Origin of the sequence: Ideonella margarita (genome assembly GCF_038066635.1) — a bacterium.
GTDB lineage: Bacteria > Pseudomonadota > Gammaproteobacteria > Burkholderiales > Burkholderiaceae_C > Ideonella > Ideonella margarita.
On sequence record NZ_JBBUTI010000006.1, the window covers coordinates 11,552 to 30,997 of the forward strand.

The following is a 19,446-nucleotide window of genomic DNA, read 5'->3' on the forward strand; positions in this document are numbered from 1 at the left end:
CTCAGCGGCCTCCTTGTCGAGCCGGGGCCAGCAGCAAGCCGCCGGCCTGGTCAAACACATACACCTGCGCGGGGTCGAGGTGCAGGGTGATGGCCGTGCCGATGGCGAAGTCATGCACCCCGGTCAGCTGCGCCACCACATCACCCACGGCCGTGTGCACGTGCACGAAGGTGTCGGAGCCCGACATCTCGGCCAGCTCCACCGTGCCGTTCAGGGCCACGTCGCCGGGCCGGGCATGTACCCGCACGGCGCTGGCGCGCACGCCCACACTCACCTGCCTGGAGGCGCCTGAGGGAAACTGTGCCGGCAGCACCAGGCCACCCGGCAGACGCAGGCCGGTGCCGGCGGCGTGGGCCACGTGCTCGGTCACCACCTCGGCCTCGATCAGGTTCATCGGCGGATCACTGAAGGCCCGCGCCACCCGCAGCGATGCGGGGCGGTGGAACACCTCGGCGGTCGGGCCGTATTGCAGCAATTCACCGGCGTCCATCACCGCCGTGTAGCCGCCCAGCAGCAGCGCTTCCGCCGGCTCGGTGGTGGCATAGATGACGGTGGAATCGCCCGCGGCGAAGAGCTGGCTGAGCTCGTCACGCAGCTCTTCGCGCAGCTTGTAGTCGAGGTTCACCAGCGGCTCGTCGAGCAGCATCAGCGGTGCGTTCTTGGCCAGCGCGCGCGCCAGGGCCACCCGCTGCTGCTGGCCGCCTGACAAGGCCGCCGGCAGCCGGTCCAGGAAGATCTCGATGTGCAGCTTGGCCGCCAGCTCGCGCACGCGCTGGTCGATCTGCGCCGCGCTCTTGCCGCTGAGCTTCAGCGGCGAGGCGATGTTGTCGTACACCGTCATCGACGGGTAGTTGATGAACTGCTGGTAGACCATGGCCACGTCGCGTTCGCGCACCGGCATGCCGGTCACGTCGGCGCCGTCCACCTTCACGCGGCCGGCACTCGGCACGTCCAGGCCGGCCATGATGCGCATCAGGCTGGTCTTGCCGGCCTGGGTGGCGCCCAGCAGCACCGTCACGGCGCCCGGCTTCGGGGCCAGGCTCATCTCGTAGAGCCAGGGCGCTGCCCCGACGCGCTTGCTGATGCCTTCGAGCGTCAGCTGCATGGTGTCTCCGTCATGCGGTTCATGTCATTTGTTGGTGTTGTGGTCTTCATCCAGTCGTCCACCTGCTGGCGCTGTGCTGCGGTGTAGTGCAGCCCCAGCTTGCTGCGGCGCCAGAGCACGTCGTCGGCCGTGGTGGCCCACTCGTGCTGCTGCAGGTAGCGCAATTCGGCTTCGAACAGGCCGGGCGCCACTTCTGCACCCAGGTCGGTCAAGGCCGCGGCGGTGCCCAGCACCTCGCTGATTCGACTGCCATAAGCGCGGGCCAGTCGGTGCGCCAGCGCACGCGGCAGCCACGGGTGGCGTTGCTGCACGGCCTGCACCAGGCGCTCGAAGTCGGTGTCAGGGCGCCGTGCCGGGCCGATCCAGGCTTGCAGGTCGCCGCCGGGCAGGCTGGCGTCGTGTGTCCAGTGCGGGCGCTGGTCGCCGAGCATCAAGCCGACCTGGTCCGCCGCCTCTTCGGCCAGCTTGCGGAAGGTGGTGATCTTGCCGCCCCACACGCTCAGCAGCGGCGCGGCGGTGGTGTTCGATTCCAGCAGGTAGTCGCGGGTGACGGCGGACGGGTCGCCCGATTCGTCGTCCAGCAGCGGGCGCACGCCGGCGTAGGTCCACACCACATCGGCCGGGGTGATGGCGCGCTTGAAGTAGCGGCTGGCCTGCTCGCACAGGTAGGCCACTTCATCGGGGGCGATCTTGGCCCCGCGCGGATCGCCGTGGATCTCCTGGTCGGTGGTGCCGATCAGGGTGTAGTCCTGCTCGTAGGGAATGGCGAAGATGATCCGCTTGTCGGGGTTCTGGAAGATGTAGGCGTGGTCATGCTCGAAGCAGCGCGGCACCACGATGTGCGAGCCCTTGACCAGCCGCAGCTGCTTGGTGGCCAGGGCCTCCGCCGCCGCCGGCTTGGCCGTGCCCCGCAGGAAGCTTTCGGCCCACGGGCCCGCGGCGTTCACCAGGGCGCGGGCGCGCACCACGCGGCTCGTGCCATCGGCGCCTTCGAGCACGGCGTTCCAGCCGGTGGCCGTGCGCTGTGCACTGGCGCAGCGGGTGCGGGTGAACAGCTGCGCGCCACGCTGGCGCGCATCGATGGCGTTGAGCACGACGAGGCGGGCGTCGTCCACCCAGCCGTCGGAATAGATGAAGCCGCGGCGGTAGCGGTCGTGCAGCGGCTGGCCCACCGGGTGGGTGCGCAGGTTCACGCCTTGCGAGCCCGGCAAGACTTCACGGCGCGCCAGGTGGTCGTACAGGAAGATGCCCAGGCGGATCATCCAGGCCGGGCGCATCGACGGGTCGTGCGGCATCACGAAGCGCAGCGGCCACATGATGTGCGGGGCGCTCTTCAGCAGCACTTCGCGTTCCTGCAGCGCCTTGCGCACCAGCGAGAACTCGTAGTACTCGAGGTAGCGCAGGCCACCGTGGATCAGCTTCGTCGACGAGGACGAGGTGTGGGCCGCCAGATCGTCCTGCTCGGCCAGCACCACGCGCCAGCCTCGGCCGGCCAGGTCACGCGCAATGCCGGCGCCATTGATGCCGCCACCGACGACGAGCACGTCGCAGTCAAGGTCGGGCAAAGGCTGGGGCGCAGCCGTGTGGGGCGCTTCGGTGTGCAAGCGGGTCTCCTGGGTTGAATCGAGCCGGAATTGTCTCGGCTCTTGATCTTCTTTTTTCGTTTTATCCCAATAAATGTTCGTTTGCAATGGGTGTTTCGATCATTCGTTTTCGTTTTGATTCGGATTAGGCTGCATCCAGCGCCAGCCACAATCACGTCCCATGACCCCGAACCCCCGCCAATCCGAACTGCTTGATGCCGTGCGCGCACAGGGTGCGCAGAGCGTGGAAGCCCTGGCCGAGCGATTCGGCGTGACGCTGCAAACCGTGCGGCGCGACGTGAAGCTGCTGGCCGAGGCCGGCCTGCTGGCGCGCTTTCACGGCGGCGTGCGGGTGCCCACCTCCACCACCGAGAACATCGCCTACCGCCAGCGCGAAGCGCTGAACGCCGAGGGCAAGCAGCGCATCGCCAAGGCCATCGCGGCGCAGGTGCCCGACGGCTCCTCGCTCCTGATCAACCTGGGCACCACCACCGAGGCCGTGGCCCGTGAGCTGCTGCAGCACAAGGGCCTGCGCGTCATCACGAACAACCTGAACGTGGCCGCCATCCTGGCCGACAACCCCGAGTGCGAAGTCATCGTGACCGGCGGCGTGGTGCGCCACCGCGACCGCGGCATCGTCGGGGAGGCCGCGGTCGAGTTCATCCGCCAGTTCAAGGTCGACATCGGCATCATCGGCATCTCGGGCATCGAAGCCGACGGCACCCTGCGCGACTATGACTACCGCGAGGTGCAGGTGGCCCGCGCCATCATCGAGCAGAGCCGTCAGACCTGGCTGGCCACCGACCACGGCAAGTTCAACCGGCCGGCGATGGTGGAGGTGGCGCACATCGCCCAGATCGACGTGCTGTTCACCGACGCCGCACCGCCCGCCCCCTTCCCAGGCCTGCTGGTGGATGCCGGCGTGCAGCTCGAAGTGAGCGCATAAGTTCCGATCCTCGATCCTCGATTCCCGTCTGACGTCTTTGCGGAGTCCGCATGTCCTACCTTCTTGCCCTTGACCAGGGCACCTCCAGCTCGCGCAGCATCGTCTTCAACGCCCAGGGCCGCGTGGTGGCCATGGCCCAGCGTGAATTCCCGCAGATCTACCCGCAGCCCGGCTGGGTGGAGCACGACCCGATGGCGCTGTGGCAAACCCAGCTCGCCACCGCCCGCGAAGCGCTCACCAAGGCCGGGCTCACCGCGCGTGAGGTGAGCGCCATCGGCATCACCAACCAGCGCGAAACCACCGTGGTCTGGAACCGCCTGACCGGCCAGCCGGTGCACAACGCCATCGTCTGGCAAGACCGCCGGGCCGAGCCGCTGTGCGCCCAGCTGCGTGAGCAGGGCCACGCCCCGCAGGTGCGTGAAGCCACCGGGCTGATCATCGACGCGTATTTCTCGGGCACGAAGATCCGCTGGATCCTCGACAACGTGCCCGGCGCACGCGGCGCTGCCGAGCGCGGCGAGCTGGCCTTCGGCACGGTCGACAGCTGGCTGCTGTGGCAGCTGACCGACGGACGCGTGCATGCGACCGACGTCAGCAATGCAGCGCGCACCATGCTGTTCAACGTGCGCGAAAACCGCTGGGACGAGCGCCTGCTGGATCTGCTGCAAGTGCCCGCCAGCATGCTGCCGGCCGTGCACCCCAGCAGCCATGTGTTCGGCGAAACCAATGCTGACCTGCTCGGTGCATCCATCCCCGTGGGCGGCATGGCGGGTGACCAGCAGAGCGCGCTGTTTGGCCAGGCCTGCTTCAAGGCCGGCATGGCGAAGAACACCTACGGCACCGGCTGCTTCATGCTGATGCACACCGGCGAGAAGTTCCAGACCAGCGCCAACGGCCTGATCACCACCAGCGCGTCACAGCCCTCGGCCACGCCCGAATTTGCGTTGGAAGGCAGCGTGTTCATCGGCGGCGCGGTGGTGCAGTGGCTGCGCGACGGCCTGCAGGCCATCAAGGGCAGCGGCGAAGTGCAGCAACTCGCCGAGAGCGTGCCCGACGCGGGCGGCGTGATGTTCGTGCCGGCCTTCACCGGCCTGGGCGCGCCCTACTGGGACGCCGACGCGCGCGGCGCCATTGTCGGCTTGACACGCGGCTCCACCGTGGCCCACATCGCGCGCGCGGCGCTGGAGTCAATCGCCTTCCAGAGCGCCGCCCTGCTGCAGGCGATGAGCCGCGACGCGGTGGCCGCCGGCAGCGCGCCGGTCAGTGAATTGCGGGTGGACGGCGGCGCCTGCGTGAACGACTTGCTGATGCAGTTCCAGGCTGACCTGCTGGGCATTCCGGTGGTGCGGCCCGAGGTGATCGAAACCACGGCCTTGGGCGCGGCCTACCTGGCCGGCCTGAGCACCGGCGTATGGGGCGGGCTGGATGAGCTCTCGCAGCAGTGGCGCGCCCAGCGCGTGTTCACGCCCACGCTGCCCCGCGACCGCGCCGCCGAGCGCATGGCGCGCTGGGAGCATGCAGTGCGGCAGACCGTGGCGCTTTAAACCGCGCCGGGTTCCACGGGCGCCGCCGGCAGCGCCGCGCTGAGATAAGCCTGCAGGAACTCCGGCGGCATGCGGCGCGCCCGCCCGCTGCCCAGCTCGATGCAGACCAGGTCCCAGCGGCCGCGCAGCACGGTGGCGCCGTCGCTGCGGCGCAGCAGCTGGAAGCAGCGCTCCATGCGCAGCTTGCCGTCGCCCGGCAGCAGCCAGGTGCCCAGCGTCAGCGCCTCGCCCAGCAGCGCAGGCAGCAGATGGTCGTAGTGCGCCTGCCGGATCGCCATCGCGCGGTCCAGCCGCTGGTAGTCCGCCAGCGTCAGCCCGAGCGCCGCTGAATGCGCCCAGGCCACGCGCTCGCACCACTGCACATACACCGCGTTGTTGGTGTGGTTCAGGCCGTCGATGTGCGCCGGCTCGGGCGTCACGTCCAGCGTAAAGGGGTCGGGGTGGTCCCAGGGGAGTGTGGTCACGGCAAAGGGGTCCTTGGCTTGAGCCGCGATGTTAGTGGCCCGGCCAGCGGCGATAGACTGCTGCGCTGCCACCTCAGCTGTTGTCGACCGCTGTTCTCCCGAGTCGCACTTCCGCGTCGTTCTTCCGCGTCGTTCTTCCGAATTCCACTCCACGTTGTCTGTCATGCCCGCTGCCCTGCCCACCTCCCCCGCCCGGCTCACCCTGTGGCATGCCGTGCTCATTCCGGGGGCGATGGTGGCCGTGGCCCAGTGGGCGGCCAGCAGCGGCACTGACATGAATCTGGCTGCGCGCTACTTCGACGTGGCCTCCGGCGGGTTTCCGGTTCGTGACGCCTGGTGGGCCGAGCAGTTCGTGCACAAGTTCTGCAAGAACGTGCTGCTGCTGCTCTGGCTGGGCCTGATGGTGGCCGCACTCGCGGCACCGAAGGTGGCCCGGCTGAAGCCGCACCGCCGCACCCTGTGGCTGACGGTGGCGGCCATGGGCCTGGGGCCGACGCTGGTGACGCTGCTGAAGGATATCAACACCCACGTCTGCCCCTGGGACCTGAAGCAATTTGGGGGTGAGGCCGAGTTCAGCGCCCGCTGGTGGGTGTCCCGGGCCGAGGCGGGCCGTTGCTTCCCCGGTGGCCATGCGGCCGGCGGCTTCAGCCTGATCGCCCTGTTTTTTGGCGCCCGCCTGATGGGCTGGCCGCGCGCGGCCTGGGCGGCCCTGGTGCTCACGCTGCTGGTGGGCGGTCTGTTCAGCCAGGTACGCATGATGCAGGGGGCTCACTTCCTGAGCCACAACCTGTGGTCGGCCGCCATCGACTGGTGGGCAGCCTTTGCCGTGTTCGCGCCAGCGCTGTTCAGCGCGGCCCGTACATCGCGCTGAGTTCCGCCTCGAAGCGCGCCTGCAGGTTCAGACGCTTGAGCTTCAGCGTCGGCGTCATCATCGTGTTTTCGATGGTCCACGGCTCCAGGCTCAACACCACCGCACGCGGCTGCGCATACCGCGGAAAGTGCGTGGTGGCTGCGGCCATGCGGGCCAGCGCCGCCTGCCGCGCCTTCGGGTGCGCCAGGTTGGTTTCGTCCAGCGGGTTCAGGTCGAGGCTGGCGGCCATCCGCTGCCACTCGGCGCGGTTGAGCACCACGACCGCGCCGATGAAGGGCTTGTTCTCGCCGACCACGAAGGCCTGCTCGAACAGGCCGTCGCTGCAGATGGCCAGTTCCAGGTCCACCGGCGGAATCTTTTCGCCCGTGGAGGTGACGATGATTTCCTTGATGCGGCCGCGGATGTAGATGCGCCCGTCGATGATCTCGGCCTGGTCGCCGGTCGACATCCAGCCGTCGGCGCTGAGCACCCTGGCGGTGTCTTCCGGCCGCGCCCAGTAGCCCTTCATCACGCTGGGGCCGGCCACCTGCAGTTCGCGGTTCTCGCCGATGCGCACCCGCACGCCGTCCAGCGCGCGGCCGACGCAGGCGGGGTCGTTGTCATCGAGTCCGTTCACCGCCACCACGGGCGAGGTTTCGGTCATGCCGTAGCCCTGCAGCAGCGGCAGGCCCAGGCCCAGAAACGCCCGGGCGATGGCTGGCGGCAAGGGCGCACCACCGCTCACCGCCACCCGCACCTGGCCGCCGAAGCGGGCCAGCACCGGCCGAGCCAGCACGGCTTGCAGCACGGGCCACAACGCACGGTCGTACCAGCGGTGGGCATCACCCGGCTCCAGCGGCAAGTCCTGGGCCGCGCGGAAGCGGCGCCAGCCGATCGACTGCGTCAGCGCCATCAGCCGCGCCTTGAGGCCGGTGGTGCCCAGCGCCTCCTGCAGCTTGGCGTGCACCCGCTCATAGATGCGCGGCACGGAGATCAGCACCGTCGGGCGCTGGGTCAGCAGGTCTTCCGACAACTCGGCCACCGAACGCGCATAGGCCACGCAGCTGCCCGATGCAATCGGCAGGTAGTAGCCCGCCGTGCGCTCGAAGGTGTGCGAGAGCGGCAGGAAAGACAGGAAGCGGTCTTCCGGTGTCGGGCGCACGCGCGCCATCACCTGCATCACGTTCGCCACCACGTTCGCGTGGGTCAGCATCACGCCCTTGGGCTTGCCGGTGGTGCCGCTGGTGTAGACGATGGCGGCCAGGTCATCCCCCGACGGCCCGGAGAGGTGCGCCGACGGCATCGACACCGCCAGCCACATGGCCAGTGGCACGACCGGCACGCCTTCGGTGGGCAGCCCGGCCACGGCGTCGGGGCCTTGCCAGTTGCCCACCACCACCACGGCACGCAGGGCCGGCAGCGTGGCGCCGGTGGCGGCAATCGCCTCCCACTGGCTGCGCTGCTGCACCACCAGCACCGAGGCCTGGCAATCGGCCAGGATGTAGGCGATGCTGGCCGGGTTGTCGATGGCGTGCAGTGGCACCGGCACACCACCCAGCGCCAGCGTGGCCTGGTCCATGGTCATCGCATCAATGCCGTTGGGCAGGAGGATGGCGACGCGGGCGCCACGCGGCAGCTGCTGCGCCGCCAAGCCATCGCGCCAGCGCATCACGCGCTGGCCCACCTCGGACCAGGTCATCGACAACCAGCGGCCCGACGAGACGTCGAACTGCCGATACGCCTCGGCGTCGGGGGTGAGCGAAATGCGCGCTGCCAGCAACTCGGGCAGGGTGTGCACTTCGGAAAACGGCGCGGGAGGCGAGAACATGGACGCAATCAGCAAGGGGCTCGGGAGCGGCATCATGCCCGCCGAAGCTGCGCAAGCCCATCCTGCGCGCTAGGGCGCGGCCTCTAACGCAAAAAGCCCGCTGACCAAGCGTGCGCAACTGCACATCTGCACGTGGCGCTGGCTCCTGAGAGCCACACCCCGGATAATCCCGCATGACCTCAGAGACCCGCTCCACGCCGAACACGGCCTTTTCTTCCCTGCCGATCAGCCCGGCCGCCCTCGAAAACCTCGAGCGCCTGGGCTATGCGCAGATGACGCCGGTGCAGGCCGCCAGCCTGCCGTCCGCGCTGGCCGGCGGTGACCTGATCGTGCAGGCGCCCACCGGCAGCGGCAAGACCACCGCCTTCGGCCTGTCGCTGCTGGCCCGGCTGGACGCCGCCGTGTGGCAGGTGCAAGCCATGGTGCTGTGCCCCACGCGTGAGCTGGCCGACCAGGTCGCCGAAGAGCTGCGCAAGCTCGCCCGCGCCACCGGCAACGTCAAGGTGCTCAGCCTGTGCGGTGGCTCGCCGATGAAGCCGCAGCGCGAAAGCCTGTCGCACGGCGCGCACCTGGTGGTGGGCACCCCGGGCCGGCTGCTGGACCACCTGGAACGCGGCACGCTCGACCTGACCGGCCTGAACACCCTGGTGTTCGACGAAGCCGACCGCATGCTCGACATGGGCTTCATCGACGACATGGTGCAACTGGCCAAGTACTGCCCGCCCAAGCGCCAGACCCTGCTGTTCTCGGCCACCTTCCCCGAAGGCATCGCCGCGCTGGCGAGCCGCTTCCTGAAGGCGCCGCAGCGCATCACCGTGGGCGCCGCCCCGACCAAGGCCGCGGTCGTGGCCGGAGACACGGGTGAAGCCGCTGCCACCGGCCACATCCGCCAGATCGCCTACGAAGTTGAAGAAAGCCAGCGGCTGCATGCCGTGACGCAGCTGCTGGCGCATTTCCGCCCCGACAGCACCATCGCCTTCTGCAACACCAAGCAGCAGTGCCGCGACCTCGTCGATGTGCTGGCGGCGCAGGGTTATGTGGCCCTGGCCCTGCACGGTGATCTGGAGCAGCGCGAGCGCGACCAGGTGCTGATCCGCTTCGCCAACCGCAGCGTCAGCGTGCTGGTGGCCACCGACGTGGCGGCCCGCGGCCTCGACATCGACGACCTCTCGGCCGTCATCAACGTCGACATCACGCCCGAATCGGAGCAGCATTTGCACCGCATCGGCCGCACCGGGCGTGCGGGGCGTGACGGCCTGGCCCTGAGCCTGGCCAGCATGGACGAGATGGGCCGCATCGGCCGCATCGAAGTGGCGCAGAAGAGCGAGTTCACCTGGGCCAAGCTGTCGTCCCTGACACCGAGCCAGCCCGGCGTGCCCCTGCGCCCGGCGATGGTGACGCTGCAACTGCTGGGCGGCAAGAAGGAAAAGATCCGCCCGGGCGACGTGCTCGGCGCCTTCACCGGCACGGCCGGCTTCACCGCCAGCCAGATCGGCAAGATCAAGGTCACCGAGTTCCACACCTGGGTCGCCGTGGCCACCGACATCGCCGAAGAAGCGGTGAAGCGCCTGGGCGCAGGCACCCTCAAGGGCAAGCGCGTGAAGCTTCGACGCATCGATGAAGTGATCCGCTGACGCCTTTTTCAAGCGCTCACATTTGGCGGGGCCGGAGACACTGCGAAGCACAGATACTGTGATTTCGCAGCCAGCCCGCCCTTGCGGCGGCATCGTCCCTCACGCGGCCAGCCCCATGATCCGATCCAACGCGCTCCCCCGGCGTCTGAAGCAGCGGCTGTCCGCGCTGTGTCTGCACACCCGATTCACCCGCCTGCTGCAGGCCACGGCCTTGGCCGCGCTCACCGGCCTGGCGGCTTGTGGCGGCGGTGGTGGTGGCAGCACCAGCACCGCCACGGCGGGTGAAACCACCAACCAGCCTGCGCCCACGACGCCGGACACGGGCTCAGGCTCCAGCTCGGGTTCCGGTTCAGGCTCCAGCACCACCGGCGCCACCTATGTGGTGGGCGGCAGTGCCGATCTGCCCACGGGCGCCACCCGCGTGGCCCAACTCACCGATGTGCCCTGGGCCAGCCTGCCCGTGGGCAGCCTGGTCATCGTCTCGGCCGGTACCTATGCGGGGCCCGTCACCATCAATGCACAAGGCAGCGCCAGCGCGCCCATCGTGGTGCGGGCCGCCGACAGCGCGAATCTGCCAATCGTCACCAACAGCGTCGATGTGCAAGGCGCCGGCTGGGTGCAGATCAGCGGGCTGAGCGTGCGCGCCCCGACCTGGGCGGGTTTTGTCGTCCGCCGAGGCAGCCACGACATCCGCATCAGTGATTCGATCGTGCGCAACGCACCGATCGGCTTCGATGTTTCCGATGGCGCCGGCACCGGCCTGGTCATTGCCAACAACCTCGTCGAGGACACGGCCACGCAGGGCATCGGCGTGAGCACCAATGCCGTGGCCGGCAACCCGAACATCATCAGCGGCAACACCGTGCGGCGCAGCGGCCAGCACGGCATGGAGATCCGCGGCAACTGGTGGTTGATCGAGCACAACAATGTCAGCCGCAGCGGCCTGGCCATCGGCGGCGCCTCGGGCATTCATTTGTGGGCGTCGTCGGCCACCGACGATGCGGGTGACCACAACACGATCCGCTACAACCTGAGCTTCGACAACGTCGACACGCTGGCCCACGACGGCAACGGCATCCAGATCGACCAATGGTGCGACGGCAATACCGTGGCCTGGAACATGGCCTGGGGCAATGACGGCGCCGGCATCATCATCTACGACGGCAACGACAACCGCGTGATGGGCAACACCTTGCGCGGCAACGGCCTGGACAGCGGCGGCACGCACGGCGGCCTGGGTGAATTGATCATCGCCGGCTCGCCCGCGCTGGACCGCACCAGCGGCAACCAGGTGTGGAACAACATCGCCGTGTCCACCCGCAGCGCGGTGCCTGCGATGTGGGTCGACGGCCGTGCCTGGAACAACAGCAATGTGCTCGGCCCGAACTGGCTGCACCACACCGCCGGCGGCACCCACCTGCGCTGGGCCGACAACGCCAATCACAACAGCGCGGCGGCCATCAACAGCGTCACCGGCACCAGCGGCAACCTCGTGGAGGCGCCGCAATTCAGCAACGCGGCGGCACCAGCCAGCGGCGGCTGGCGGCTCACCACGGCGCCCACCTTGAGCGGCACCGCCATGGTGGGTGACTCCGACTTCGGTGGCACCGTGGGCGTGGCCGGCATGCGCTGGTTCGGCGCCTACTTCAGCACGCCCTGAACACGCAGGGGTGTGGCACCTACACTGGTGCCATGCCCTTGTCGCACCTCCTGCTCGCCTTGGCCGTGGTGGCCGTCTGGGGCACCAACTTCGTCGTGATCAAGTGGGGGCTGGCCGAGTTGCCGCCCTTCGCACTGGCCACGCTGCGCTTTGCGCTCTCCGCCCTGCCCTGGGTGTTTTTCATTGCCCGTCCGCGCGTGGCGTGGTGGCGCCTGGCGGCCTTTGGCGTGTTGCTCGGCTGCGGCCAGTTCGGCCTGCTGTTCCAGGCGATGCGCAGCGACATTTCTCCCGGTCTGGCCTCGCTGGTGGTGCAGACCCAGGTGTTCTTCACCATCGGCATCGCGATGCTGGCCACGCGGGAACGTGTGCGGCCGCTGCAGGTGCTGGCGGCCTCGCTGGCGGTGGCCGGCATGGTGCTGATCGGCTGGGCGGGCCAGGCCCGACACGGCACGGCCGCGGCCGACGTGACCCCGCTGGGCCTGGCGCTGGTGCTGTGCGCCGCCCTGAGCTGGGCGCTGGCCAACAGCGTGGTGCGGGGCGCCGGCAAGGTGGACGCGCTGGGCTTCATGGTGTGGTCCAGCCTGTTCGCGGTGCTGCCGCTGGCCGGCCTCAGTGCCGTGGTGGAAGGCGTCGAGCCGGTGCGTGAGGCCGTGTTGCGGGCCTCGCCCATGGCCTGGGCCGCGGTGCTCTGGCAGGCCGTGGGCAATACCTTGTTCGGTTATGGCACCTGGAACTGGCTGCTGGCGCGCCACCCGGCTGCCACCGTCACGCCGATGGCGCTGCTGGTGCCGGTGTTCGGCATGGGCGCCGCAGCGGCGGTGCTGCACGAAGCCCTGCCCGGCTGGAAACTCGCTGCCGCCGCCCTGGTGATGGGCGGGCTGGCACTGAACCTGCTCGCCAGTCGGGCCAACGTTCCCAACACATCGACCGCCGGAGACAAACAACCATGAACAGCAGCATCGACAGCACCGTGCACCACCTGCGGCAAACGCTGGACGCCCTGCGCGACGGGCAACTGCAGCCCGAGGTGGTGTGCGCGCGCTTCCGCATGGCCTCGCTGCAATGGCCGGGCTTGCCAGCGCGCTATGGCGACGTGCTGGAGCGCCTGCTGCAGCCGCTGGACACGGCCACCATGATTGGCGAGGAAAGCTGCTCGTTCAGCCGCAGCGACATGCTCGATGCGCTGCACCAGTGGCTCGACCACGCGGCGCAGTTGCCACGCAGCTGACGGCCGCGCTCACAGCGCCAGGCCCAGGCGCGCGGCCCAGTGCCGGGTGAGCGGCGTCAGCGGGCGTGACATGCGCCGCTCGTTCAGCAAGGCCCGGCCGATGTCGGCAGCGCCCACCTCACAGGCCGCGCTCAGCAGCGTGTGATCCAGCCATTCGCGGCGCACCGCCGTGCCGCCCAGCCGATGGCCGCTGTTGCGCATCGCATGCAGGCTGGCCAGGGCACGCGGGCCCTCGCCGCGCGACAGCGCCAGCAGGCTGCGCATCAAGGGCAGGCCCAGCTCACGGGCCACCGCATGGTTGCTGCGGCGCGCCTCTTCAGGCTGCAGTGCGCGCTCGGCACAGCGGGCCACCCAGCGCTCGGCGCGCGACAGCTCACCCGCGCCCAGCAGCGCCAGCAACACATGCAGATCGCTGCGCGCATGTTCCCCGGCCGCCACGTCGGGCGCATCCGGTGGCGATACCTGCAGCACCTCGGCAAAACGGCCGCCCACGTCCACGCCCACGCACTGCATGCGCCACAGCAAAGACACGGCATCGATGCGCGCCTGCGCCGAGCCAAGTGCCGCGCCACTGAGGTGCGCATCCACCAAGCGCTGCAGGCCGGGCACGTCCATCGCCTCCAGCCGGAACAGGCCCATCAACCACCAGCCGTGCGAGGCCTGCACCGCGTCGTCAGCCCAGGCGGGCTGGTGCTGGCGCAACCAGGCCGTGCCGTCCTCGAAGCGGCCTTGCGACTGCATCACCTGCGCGACGGCCACCACCGCGGCGGGCACGCGCGCCTGCAGGGCCAGCGCACGCCGGCCCATGTCCTCGGCTTGTGGATACAGCTGATTCTCCGACAGGCCGGCGGCATACAAACCCATCACCTGCGCAAAGCGGGGGTCGGTCTCGTCCCAGTCGGGCAGCACGGCCGCCGGGCGCTGTCGCAGGCGCAGGGCCTCGCCGCGTTGCACGTCCCAGTGGTGGGCCAGCAGCAGCGCCAGCACGTCGTGTGGCGAGCCAAGCAGCAGGTCGTCCCAGAGCCGGCAGGCCTCGTGCCAGCGGCCGTCGAGCACGGCCACCGCCGCGTGGGCGTGTTGCAGTTCCTGCGGCGGTGCGCCGGGCAGCCAGGCCGCAGCCTGGTTCAGCCAGGCGCGCGCACGGGCCGGCGAACCGGCCTCGGCCTGGCCCAGGCACCACAGCGCCTGCAGCACGAGCGGATAAGCCCACTGCGGATCCGCTTCCTGCGCCTGCTGCAAGAAGCCAGGCACGGACGGCCGGCCTTCGAGCCAAGCCTGCTGCGCGTCCAGCAGCGCTTGCTGCGCACAACTCGACACGCTGCCGCCGCGCCCGGCAGCGGGCACGCTCAACACACGCTGGGGCTCAGGTGGCAGGCTCATGCCCGCGACTGTACGGCAGGAATCGAGACCTCCGGCCAGGGCCGCTGGGCCGGGCGGAGTTGCTCCCAGGCGCGGGCCATCTGCAGCACACCGAGGTCGTCATGCCGCCGCCCGATGATCTGCAGCCCGATGGGCAGGCCCGCCGCGTCGAAGCCGGCATTCACGCTGATCGCCGGCTGCTCACTCATGTTGTACGGCAAGGTGTAAGCGATGTGCTCGAACGGCCGCTCCGGGTCATTCAAGGGGCTGGCCTGCTCGGCGGGGAAGGCCGTCTCGGGGCTGACGGGCGACAGCACAAAATCAAAGGGCTGGCAGGCGGCGATGGCCGAATCACGCAGCGCAGCGATCTGGCTGTAGCCGCGAAACACCTGCTCGGCCGTGAGGTGCTGGCCGGCGGCAATCCAGTCGCGGATGTAGGGCAGCACCTTGGCCTGGCGCTCGGGCGGCATCGCGGCGTAATCGAGCCACGAGCGCATGCGCCAGAAATGGTCCAGGCCCTGCACCATCGCCCGTGTCGACAGCGGGCCGATGGGCTCCACCACCGCACCGGCGGCCTCGAAGGCGCGGGCCGCGTCGCTCACGGCCAGGGCCACTTCCGGGTTCAGGGCGTCGCCCCAGCCGGCGTCCAGCAACAAGCCGAAACGCAGGCCGCGCACGTCACGCTCCAGCTGCTGCCATTCGATCGGCTGCGGCGGCAGGCTCATGCCGTCGCGCCAGTCGGGGCGTGAGAGCACGCTCATCGCCAGCGCGGCGTCGGCCACGGTGCGGGTCATCGGGCCCGCCACACGGCCGGCGAACGGGGGTTTGATCGGGATGCGGCCCAGGCTGGGCTTGAAGCCCACCACGCCGCACCAGCTGGCGGGCAGGCGGATGGAACCACCGATGTCGGTGCCCAGGTGCAACGGGCCATAACCGGCCGCAGCAGCGGCGCCAGCCCCGGCGCTGGAGCCACCGGGGTTCAGCCGGGTGTCCCAGGGGTTGCGGGCAAGCGCATGAAAGCTCGACAGGCCCGACGACAACATGCCCCAGTCGGGCATGGTGGTGCGCGCCACGAACACGGCGCCGGCTTCACGCAGACGGGCTGCGGGCGGCGCATCGTCCAGCGCGCGGCTCAACACCGTGGCGGCGCAGCCCAGGGGCATCGGCACACCGCGGGTGGCGATGTTTTCCTTCAGGGTGACGGGCACGCCGTCGAGCGCGCTGAAGGGCTGGCCGTGCCGCCACCGGGCTTCCGAGGCCTGCGCCATGTGCAGCGCCTCGGCTTCGTCCTGCGCCCAGGTGGCATGCAGAACAGGCTCGCAGGCGTCGATGTGGGCCAGCACGGCCCGGGTCACCTCGACCGGCGAGAGCGCACCGCTGGCGTAGGCAGCGCCCAGCTCGGTGGCGCTCAGCGCGTGCAGTGCTTCGGTCATCTCCGGCTCCTCATGGCGTGACGTGGTCACGCCATGATGCCGGAGAACCTGTGTCAGTCGGCCTGGCCTTCGTGGCGGGCAGCGGCGGCGTACAGGTCAGCAGCGAAACCGGGGTCGGTGCGCTCCCAGGTGCGGGCCAGGCGACGCACGTCTTCGGCTTCGGCGGCGCGGCTGCGCAGGGTGCTGGCCACCGACGGGGCGGCGCTGAAGGCACGAGCCGTCAGGCGAGCAGCAGCGATGAACAACTCGGCGACGACACGCGCGCCACGCGGCACGGTGAAGGCAGGAGCGTGGTGGAAGGTTTGCGAGGTGATGGCGGTCATGGTGATCTCCTGGAAACAGAGCCTAGGAACAAAGGGGGCGCGGCGTGAAAGCTCAGCGCTTGGAGGTCGCGGCGTTGCGCAGGGCAGCGGCCAGTTCGGGTTGGCCGGCGGCCACGCGTTCAGCGGTGTGCAGCATCTGCACCGCGGCGCGGCGGCGACCGGCTTCTTCCAGCGCCACCCACACGGCATGGCCCACGGCACGGGCCCGGCCAGCCCAGACCTGCTTCAGGGAAGCGGCGCGATAGGAACCGGAAGGCAGTGCAAAAGTGGTCATGGTGGGAACCTCGGTGGAAGTCAGGTTGCAGGGGGACGTTGTGCGTCGATGGGGTGGACTGTACGGGTTTCCCCTATTGCCGCCCACTGAATATTATTCAGATACGATATTCACCAATCGCATAACAAAGCCGTCCGTGAACTTCCGCACACTTGACCTGAACCTGCTCCGCGTGTTCGACGCCGTGATGGCCGAAGGCAGCCTGACGCGCAGTGCGGGCGTGCTGGCGATGACCCAGCCCGCCGTCAGCCATGCCCTGAAGCGCCTGCATGACGCCGTGGGCGAAGCGCTGTTCGTGCGCACTGCCCACGGCATGTCACCCACCCCGCGTGCGCAGGCCCTGTGGCCGCAGGTGCGGGCCGCGCTGTCGGGCTTGCAGCAGGCGCTGGCCCCAAGCGAGTTCGACCCCAGCGCCGACGAAGTGAACTTCCGGCTCGCGATGGTGGACGCCACCGCCGTGCTGCTGATGCCGCTGCTGGTGCGGGCGACCGAGCAGCAGCGTGCGCTGGCCAACTTCCGCGTGCTGCCGCTGGCCACCCGTGACCCGCGCGCCATGATCGAGCGCGGCGAGGCCGATCTGGCCGTGGGCCACTTCCCCGATGCAGTAGCGGCCATCACCGCAGCCGGCGAGGAAACGCCGCTGCGCCACCTGCGGCTCTACGACACCCGCTATGTGTGCGTGATGCGCCCGGGCCACCCGCTGGCGCGTGGCCCGTTGACCCTGGACGCCTTCTGCGACGCGCACCACCTGCTGGTGAGCTTTTCCGGGCGGCCGCAGGGCTTTGTCGACCAGGCCCTGTCCAACCTCGGGCGCACACGGCGCATCGTGCTGACGGTGAACCAGTTCTACACGGCCGGCCAGGTGGTGACGCGGTCCGATTTGCTGACCGTGCTGCCGCTGTCGTTCATCTCGGCCACCGGCAACCAGGACCATCTCGTGGTGCGCGAGTTGCCGTTCGACTTGAACCGGGTGCGGGTGGAGATGGTCTGGCACATGCGCAAGGACAGCGACCCCGCCCACCGCTGGCTGCGGGGTCTCGTGGCCGCCGGGCGACAGGACACACCCGACCAGCCGCCGGCTGCGGCGCCGGCCTCGGCACGCTGAGGCGGGCGGGCTTGCTCAGCTGGGCAGCTCAACTGGGTAGCTCAGTTGGGCCGCTCAGGTGGACCTCTCAGACCACGGGCCCGCTGACCTCGACACGCAAGCCGCCCAAGGTGCTGGAGCGCGCCAGCTGGATGCTGCAGCCCGTCACGGCCGCGATGCGCCGCACGATGGACCAGCCCAGGCCGCTGCCCGGCGCCGCCGTGCCCAGCACCCGGAAGAAGCGCTCACCGAGCCGCGCCATGTCGGCCTCGGCCAGGCCCGGCCCGCTGTCGTTGATGCACCAGTGCCACCGGCTACCACCCATCGGGCCATCGCCCACCAACCCGGCCGACACCACCACCGTCGCACCATCAGGCGCGTAACGCAGGGCGTTGTCGATCAGGTTGCGCAGCAGCACCCCGAGCAGAGCTTCGTCGGCGCTGCAGATCACCGGCGTATCGGCCAGCACCTCCAGCTGCTGCCCACGCGCCAGCGCTGCCGGGGCCAGCTCAGCGGCGACACGCCGGGTCAGCGCCGCCAGATCCGGTGTCTGCCGCGGCTGCGTGGCCCCTGCTTCCAGCCGCGCCAGCGTCAGCAACTGCTGCACCAGGTGGCTGGCCCGGTCACACCCGGCGAGCGTGGCCTGCAGCGCATGCCGGCGATCGGGCTCGTCCTGCGCACCCAGCGCCACCTGGGCCTGCGCGCGGATGGCCGCGATGGGCGTGCGCAGCTCATGCGCCGCATCGGCCGTGAAGCGGCGCTCGCTGTCCAGCAGGTGTGCAATGCGCTCGAAAAGGCCATTCAGCGTGGCCTGCAGCGGCGCGATCTCACTGGGCGTGCCCGGCGTGAGCGGCAAGGGCGTGAGCGCCAGCGGCGCCCGCCCGGCCAGTTGCTGCTGCAACTCATGCAAGGGCTTCAGGCCCCGGCGAAGGATCCACCAGATCAGCAACAGGATGAGCGGCAACGCCACCAGCATCGGCATCAGCAAACCGCGCATCACGGCCATGAGAATGGCGTCGCGGGCTTCAAGCTGCTCGCCCACGTAGACCTGGATGTCGTTCTCGATGCCGCGCGTGGCGAACAGGCGCCAGCGCTGGCCGTCGATGTCGCGGGTCTCGAAGCCGTCAGCGCGCACCATCAAGGGCGTGGCCGGCGCGTTCGACGAGCGCAGGATGAGCTCGCCCTCGTGCCAGACCTGGAAAGAAACCTGTCGCGAATAACGGTGCAGCGTCGGTGCATCAACCAGACCGTCGTCATCGTCGTTGTCATGGCCGGGGGCCTGCCGCGCCACCAGCAGCGCCGCCGCCTGGGTCAGGTGGGCGTCCAGCAATTCATCCAGCTCGTGCCGCGCATCCAGCCCCAGCAGCAGGCCGGTCAGCAGCCACAGGCCTCCCAGCGCACAGGCCAGGCCCACCAGCAGCCGGCGCTGCAGGGACGGCACGCCGCGGCTCATGCCGGGCCTTCCGCACGGGCCAGCATGTAGCCCACGCCGCGCACGGTGGTGATGAGCTCGGGCCGCAGCTTGCGACGCAGGTGGTGGATGTGCACCTCCACCGCATTGCTCTCCACTTCCTGGCCCCAGCTGTAGAGGTGCTGCTCCAGCTGATCGCGCGACAGCACGCGACCGGCATTCAGCATCAGTGCCTGCAGCAGATCAAACTCGCGCGTCGACAAGGCCACCGGCGCGCCGTCCAGCAGCACCTGTCGCGCGGCGGGGTCCAGGGTCACGCCACCGGCCGTCAGGCACTCCTGCGGCTGGCCGGCAGAGCGGCGCACCAGCGCGCGCAGGCGGGCCGCCAGCTCATGCAGATCGACCGGCTTGAGCACGTAGTCATCCGCACCGCCGTCCAGTCCGCGGATGCGGTCGGCCACGGCGTCGCGGGCCGTGAGCACCAGCACCGGCGTGGTGATGCCGGCTGCGCGCACCTGCTGCAGCACGTCCATGCCGTCCATCAAGGGCAGGCCGAGGTCAAGCACCACGGCGGCGTACACGGCCGTGCGCATCTCGCGCTGCGCGGCCAGGCCATCACGCACCCAATCCACCACCAGGCCTTGCTGGCGCAAGCCCGCACGCAGGCCGTCGCCCAGCAGGGCGTCGTCTTCAACCAGCAAGATGCGCATGTGGCCGCTC

18 protein-coding genes are annotated in these 19,446 nt (G+C 69.7%); 8 read left to right on the forward strand and 10 right to left on the reverse strand.

From position 1 onward, the window contains the following. Position 1: 1 nt before the first annotated feature. Entirely contained in the window at positions 2–1,105 is a 1,104-nt protein-coding gene (locus tag AACH00_RS09355; RefSeq protein ID WP_341398848.1) for an ABC transporter ATP-binding protein, read from the reverse strand. After that, entirely contained in the window at positions 1,096–2,709 is a 1,614-nt protein-coding gene (gene glpD / locus AACH00_RS09360) for a glycerol-3-phosphate dehydrogenase (RefSeq protein WP_341398849.1), read from the reverse strand. The genes AACH00_RS09355 and glpD overlap by 10 nt, the downstream gene beginning before the upstream one ends. A gap of 160 nt (positions 2,710–2,869) precedes the next feature. Between glpD and AACH00_RS09365 the strand changes: the two genes are divergently transcribed. Together AACH00_RS09365 and glpK are read left to right on the forward strand one after the other, a co-directional pair. Then, the gene (locus AACH00_RS09365; RefSeq protein ID WP_341398850.1) at positions 2,870–3,634 is read left to right on the forward strand and encodes a DeoR/GlpR family DNA-binding transcription regulator; all 765 of its coding nucleotides are present in this window, start codon (positions 2,870–2,872) and stop codon (positions 3,632–3,634) included. A gap of 50 nt (positions 3,635–3,684) precedes the next feature. Further along, entirely contained in the window at positions 3,685–5,178 is a 1,494-nt protein-coding gene (gene glpK, locus AACH00_RS09370; RefSeq protein ID WP_341398851.1) for a glycerol kinase GlpK, read from the forward strand. Here glpK and AACH00_RS09375 read toward each other — a convergent pair. Next, positions 5,175–5,642: an acyl-CoA thioesterase gene (locus AACH00_RS09375; protein ID WP_341398852.1), complete on the reverse strand. Its 468-nt coding sequence runs from the start codon at positions 5,640–5,642 to the stop codon at positions 5,175–5,177. The genes glpK and AACH00_RS09375 overlap by 4 nt on opposite strands. A 163-nt stretch (positions 5,643–5,805) precedes the next feature. On the opposite strand from AACH00_RS09375, the gene AACH00_RS09380 reads away from it, so the two are divergent. Then, positions 5,806–6,513, forward strand: coding sequence for a phosphatase PAP2 family protein (locus tag AACH00_RS09380; RefSeq protein ID WP_341398853.1), 708 nt, complete (start codon positions 5,806–5,808; stop codon positions 6,511–6,513). Here AACH00_RS09380 and AACH00_RS09385 read toward each other — a convergent pair. Continuing rightward, a complete protein-coding gene (locus AACH00_RS09385) occupies positions 6,488–8,320 on the reverse strand; it encodes an AMP-dependent synthetase/ligase (protein WP_341398854.1) in 1,833 nt (610 codons plus the stop codon). The genes AACH00_RS09380 and AACH00_RS09385 overlap by 26 nt on opposite strands. A 173-nt stretch (positions 8,321–8,493) precedes the next feature. Here AACH00_RS09385 and dbpA point away from each other — a divergent pair, with 173 nt between their 5' ends. The 4 genes from dbpA to AACH00_RS09405 all read left to right on the forward strand — a co-directional run bounded on the left by dbpA (position 8,494) and on the right by AACH00_RS09405 (position 12,842). Then, entirely contained in the window at positions 8,494–9,954 is a 1,461-nt protein-coding gene (gene dbpA / locus AACH00_RS09390; RefSeq protein WP_341398855.1) for an ATP-dependent RNA helicase DbpA, read from the forward strand. A gap of 115 nt (positions 9,955–10,069) precedes the next feature. Continuing rightward, on the forward strand, positions 10,070–11,614 hold the full coding sequence (locus tag AACH00_RS09395) for a NosD domain-containing protein (protein ID WP_341398856.1): 1,545 nt from the start codon (positions 10,070–10,072) through the stop codon (positions 11,612–11,614). Between the two features lie 32 nt (positions 11,615–11,646). Then, the gene (locus AACH00_RS09400) at positions 11,647–12,564 is read left to right on the forward strand and encodes an EamA family transporter (protein ID WP_341398857.1); all 918 of its coding nucleotides are present in this window, start codon (positions 11,647–11,649) and stop codon (positions 12,562–12,564) included. Next, the gene (locus AACH00_RS09405) at positions 12,561–12,842 is read left to right on the forward strand and encodes a hypothetical protein (RefSeq protein ID WP_341398858.1); all 282 of its coding nucleotides are present in this window, start codon (positions 12,561–12,563) and stop codon (positions 12,840–12,842) included. Before AACH00_RS09400 ends, AACH00_RS09405 begins: the two co-directional genes overlap by 4 nt. A gap of 9 nt (positions 12,843–12,851) precedes the next feature. Here the strand turns inward: AACH00_RS09405 and AACH00_RS09410 are convergent, their stop codons facing one another. The 4 genes from AACH00_RS09410 to AACH00_RS09425 are packed head-to-tail and all read right to left on the reverse strand — an operon-like array spanning position 12,852 to position 16,231. Continuing rightward, on the reverse strand, positions 12,852–14,222 hold the full coding sequence (locus AACH00_RS09410) for a tetratricopeptide repeat protein (protein ID WP_341398859.1): 1,371 nt from the start codon (positions 14,220–14,222) through the stop codon (positions 12,852–12,854). Further along, positions 14,219–15,634, reverse strand: a complete 1,416-nt coding sequence (locus AACH00_RS09415; RefSeq protein ID WP_341398860.1) for an amidase — start codon at positions 15,632–15,634, stop codon at positions 14,219–14,221. Before AACH00_RS09415 ends, AACH00_RS09410 begins: the two co-directional genes overlap by 4 nt. Positions 15,635–15,687: 53 nt before the next feature. Next, positions 15,688–15,957, reverse strand: coding sequence for a hypothetical protein (locus AACH00_RS09420; protein ID WP_341398861.1), 270 nt, complete (start codon positions 15,955–15,957; stop codon positions 15,688–15,690). Between the two features lie 52 nt (positions 15,958–16,009). Next, positions 16,010–16,231, reverse strand: coding sequence for a hypothetical protein (locus tag AACH00_RS09425; protein WP_341398862.1), 222 nt, complete (start codon positions 16,229–16,231; stop codon positions 16,010–16,012). Positions 16,232–16,367: 136 nt separating this feature from the next. On the opposite strand from AACH00_RS09425, the gene AACH00_RS09430 reads away from it, so the two are divergent. Then, the gene (locus tag AACH00_RS09430; RefSeq protein ID WP_341398863.1) at positions 16,368–17,336 is read left to right on the forward strand and encodes a LysR family transcriptional regulator; all 969 of its coding nucleotides are present in this window, start codon (positions 16,368–16,370) and stop codon (positions 17,334–17,336) included. 67 nt (positions 17,337–17,403) lie between these two features. On the opposite strand, the gene AACH00_RS09435 is transcribed toward AACH00_RS09430, so the two are convergent. Continuing rightward, a complete protein-coding gene (locus AACH00_RS09435; RefSeq protein ID WP_341398864.1) occupies positions 17,404–18,768 on the reverse strand; it encodes a histidine kinase dimerization/phospho-acceptor domain-containing protein in 1,365 nt (454 codons plus the stop codon). Then, positions 18,765–19,436 (reverse strand): winged helix-turn-helix domain-containing protein, encoded by a 672-nt coding sequence (locus AACH00_RS09440; RefSeq protein ID WP_341398865.1) that lies wholly within the window; start codon positions 19,434–19,436, stop codon positions 18,765–18,767. Before AACH00_RS09440 ends, AACH00_RS09435 begins: the two co-directional genes overlap by 4 nt. Between the last annotated feature and the right edge of the window lie 10 nt (positions 19,437–19,446).

What these genes read in the sequence shown, in the direction of transcription:
- AACH00_RS09355 (WP_341398848.1), bottom strand. Translation starts at nt 1,105, where the DNA reads ATGCAGCTGACGCTCGAAGGCATCAGCAAGCGCGTCGGGGCAGCGCCC.
- AACH00_RS09365 (WP_341398850.1), top strand. Translation starts at nt 2,870, where the DNA reads ATGACCCCGAACCCCCGCCAATCCGAACTGCTTGATGCCGTGCGCGCA.
- glpK (WP_341398851.1), top strand. Translation starts at nt 3,685, where the DNA reads ATGTCCTACCTTCTTGCCCTTGACCAGGGCACCTCCAGCTCGCGCAGC.
- AACH00_RS09380 (WP_341398853.1), top strand. Translation starts at nt 5,806, where the DNA reads ATGCCCGCTGCCCTGCCCACCTCCCCCGCCCGGCTCACCCTGTGGCAT.
- AACH00_RS09385 (WP_341398854.1), bottom strand. Translation starts at nt 8,320, where the DNA reads ATGTTCTCGCCTCCCGCGCCGTTTTCCGAAGTGCACACCCTGCCCGAG.
- dbpA (WP_341398855.1), top strand. Translation starts at nt 8,494, where the DNA reads ATGACCTCAGAGACCCGCTCCACGCCGAACACGGCCTTTTCTTCCCTG.
- AACH00_RS09395 (WP_341398856.1), top strand. Translation starts at nt 10,070, where the DNA reads ATGATCCGATCCAACGCGCTCCCCCGGCGTCTGAAGCAGCGGCTGTCC.
- AACH00_RS09400 (WP_341398857.1), top strand. Translation starts at nt 11,647, where the DNA reads ATGCCCTTGTCGCACCTCCTGCTCGCCTTGGCCGTGGTGGCCGTCTGG.
- AACH00_RS09405 (WP_341398858.1), top strand. Translation starts at nt 12,561, where the DNA reads ATGAACAGCAGCATCGACAGCACCGTGCACCACCTGCGGCAAACGCTG.
- AACH00_RS09410 (WP_341398859.1), bottom strand. Translation starts at nt 14,222, where the DNA reads ATGAGCCTGCCACCTGAGCCCCAGCGTGTGTTGAGCGTGCCCGCTGCC.
- AACH00_RS09415 (WP_341398860.1), bottom strand. Translation starts at nt 15,634, where the DNA reads ATGACCGAAGCACTGCACGCGCTGAGCGCCACCGAGCTGGGCGCTGCC.
- AACH00_RS09420 (WP_341398861.1), bottom strand. Translation starts at nt 15,957, where the DNA reads ATGACCGCCATCACCTCGCAAACCTTCCACCACGCTCCTGCCTTCACC.
- AACH00_RS09425 (WP_341398862.1), bottom strand. Translation starts at nt 16,231, where the DNA reads ATGACCACTTTTGCACTGCCTTCCGGTTCCTATCGCGCCGCTTCCCTG.
- AACH00_RS09435 (WP_341398864.1), bottom strand. Translation starts at nt 18,768, where the DNA reads ATGAGCCGCGGCGTGCCGTCCCTGCAGCGCCGGCTGCTGGTGGGCCTG.
- AACH00_RS09440 (WP_341398865.1), bottom strand. Translation starts at nt 19,436, where the DNA reads ATGCGCATCTTGCTGGTTGAAGACGACGCCCTGCTGGGCGACGGCCTG.